The following is a 1,536-nucleotide window of genomic DNA, read 5'->3' on the forward strand; positions in this document are numbered from 1 at the left end:
TATTTATATCGACCACATTGGCGATGATGAAGAGAACAGACTCAATATGGCCCGTTTAATGGGCCACATTTATTTTTATAGATTAGGGATGCCAACGGCGTGAAAACAAAAATCATTTTAAACATCATTTTGTGGACCTTAACCGTCCTAACTTGTTTTGCGTGGATTGCCTTTACGTTTATTCAACCAGTTGGCTACACCATGACTTTTCTTGTTATTTTAATCTTGATGACAGTAGTGCTCAGCTGGTGCTTGGCAACACCTTATATTAAGACCAAAGACCGAACCAAGCGACTAGACGAAAACTTTAAGCTACTTATGCTCTCTGTTGCTGTTGTTCCACTCCTAATGTTTCTACTGTCATATGGTTTTATATGGTGTTTCAAAACGCTAGAAAAGAAACAGTTCAACCATGACCATATTGCTGCGATGGTACCGGGTAGTAACTTCAATCAACTACAAAAGTTTGCCAAGGAAAACTACAACGCGCCACTTGTGTTAGGTGACTTTAACGAAAGTTGGGCTTTAACTTCCTTAGATATACCGCAAGCTTCTCCAGCTTCATTAAGATCTAGTACAGGATATTGCCTGGTGAATATGTCTAAAACCAGCATGAACACCATGTATAAAGAAGCAAAAACCGATGTAAGCTACAACGATTGGGAAATGCTGATATTAGCGCACGAGTTATCTCACTGTTTAGATCGTGCGACCGATGTGCCTGGTGAACTTGGCCAGCCACTTAAAGCATTAAATTCAATTGCGCCGTCTGATCGGTCCAAAGTAAAGATGGATGATGTATCTACCTTTGTAACGGCTGAAAGTAGCGGTAAAACGCAACTATGGCGAGAATCTTATGCGGATCTGTTTGCGGTAGGTTTTATGTCACTTGATCCAAAATACGATACTGCAGCGTTAAGAGAAAGCCTGATTAAATTACGTGAAAAACGTAAGGCACAAGATCCAACCCATAATTCGGTGTGTTGGTTGCAGTATTCTAAGAGTCAGCCTTTCCCACAAAAAGGTTCGGATGTTTTTTCTTGGGCAAATAACATCAGAATTAAAGCGCCGTGCGAGTTGAAATAACTTGTCTTCAGACAAATTAAAAGCCCGAATTTCGGGCTACTTTTATACCAGCTAATTAACAATAAAAGCCAGGGCTTATAGTTGGTGCAGACATATCATAATAGACGCAATCTATACTGACTGCAGGTTTATCAATGTGGCTAAATAAGCTTGGATTGACCAATTGATTTGTTAGCTTAGATTTTTCTATACTAAAGCCAACCAGTTCAACTTCACAATCACACACGTAATGGAATTTTGCCTTACCGTGCAACACAAATACATTAGGTGACTTCTCATACATCTTGAAGTACTCGGCTTGAGTTTGTGACAATGGAACCTCCAGCACCACAAAGCCATTTGGTACGACAAAAACTGCAGATCCATCATTTACTGAGTAAACGATGGCTTGAACATCAGAAGCACGTTCAAAACCCACACTTTTTTTTATCATTTAGATTACCTTTTTAT

General features: G+C 39.5%; 2 protein-coding genes. One reads left to right on the forward strand and one right to left on the reverse strand.

Annotated elements, in window-relative coordinates; translation table 11 throughout:
• Window positions 1-228: 228 nt before the first annotated feature.
• Window positions 229-1,086, forward strand: a complete 858-nt coding sequence (locus PV763_RS17220; protein WP_262450316.1) for a hypothetical protein — start codon at window positions 229-231, stop codon at window positions 1,084-1,086.
• Window positions 1,087-1,141: 55 nt separating this feature from the next.
• Here the strand turns inward: PV763_RS17220 and PV763_RS17225 are convergent, their stop codons facing one another.
• Window positions 1,142-1,519 (reverse strand): hypothetical protein, encoded by a 378-nt coding sequence (locus PV763_RS17225; RefSeq protein WP_420938264.1) that lies wholly within the window; start codon window positions 1,517-1,519, stop codon window positions 1,142-1,144.
• Window positions 1,520-1,536: the final 17 nt, after the last annotated feature.

Origin of the sequence: Acinetobacter sp. AS5, assembly GCF_048957595.1 — a bacterium.
GTDB lineage: Bacteria > Pseudomonadota > Gammaproteobacteria > Pseudomonadales > Moraxellaceae > Acinetobacter.